Source organism: Pseudomonas sp. 21615526 (assembly GCF_013386245.1).
Taxonomy (GTDB): Bacteria; Pseudomonadota; Gammaproteobacteria; order Pseudomonadales; family Pseudomonadaceae; genus Aquipseudomonas.
This window is the reverse complement of the sequence record NZ_JACAOM010000248.1, coordinates 1-776: the sequence shown is the minus strand read 5'-3', so window position 1 is coordinate 776 and position 776 is coordinate 1. Positions and strand designations below refer to the sequence as shown.

General features: G+C 59.0%; 1 pseudogene. It reads right to left on the bottom strand.

Annotation, left to right across the window (positions count from 1 at the left end):
- Nucleotides 1-776, bottom strand: a pseudogene (locus HX786_RS31530) (type II secretion system protein GspD); the annotation flags it as partial.

The window sequence follows — 776 nt, the reverse complement described above, 5'->3', positions numbered from 1 at the left end:
GCCCCCCGGGAATCGCCTTATCCACCGAAGGCAACTGCGGCGCCTGCACATCCGGCATCGCCCAGCTATGCTCCGGCTGCAACCCACCCTGGGCCCTGCGCATAAACTCATAGCGATTCAGCGTAATACTGCGCCCCGCCCCACCGTCACGAATAATGTAGGGCCGCAAAAACACCATCAAATTAGTCTTCGTCACACTGCGCTTTTCATTCCTGAACAACGCCCCCAACCCCGGAATATCCGACAACCAAGGCACCGCGTCATTGCTCTGGCTATACCCATCCTGCAACAGCCCGCCAAGTACCATGATCTGCCCGTCATCCAGCAAAATACTCGTATCAATCGCCCGCTTGTTCGTCACCGTCCCGGCATCCACCGAAGCCCGCGTGTCGACGCTGCTGACCTCCTGATAAATATCCAGCTTCACCGTCCCCCCCTCGGAAATCTGCGGCCGCACGTTCAGCTTCAGCCCCACCTCCTCCCGCTGTACCGTCTGGAACGGGTTATTGCTGGTCCCGCCGCCACCGGTCACATAACTGCCCGTGACGAAAGGAATCGTCTGCCCCACAAAAATACTCGCCGCCTCGTTATCCAGGGTCAGCAGGTTCGGCGTCGACAACACATTGGTCCCGCCCTTGCTCTTCAACGCCCGGGCCAACACCTTGAGGTCCAGCACCTTGCCAATCCCCGGAATGTCCACCGAGCCATTCACCAGCCCGATGTTCAAACCCTTGGGCAACACATCAATGCTGGTCTTGCTGGTGGGCGTTCCATTC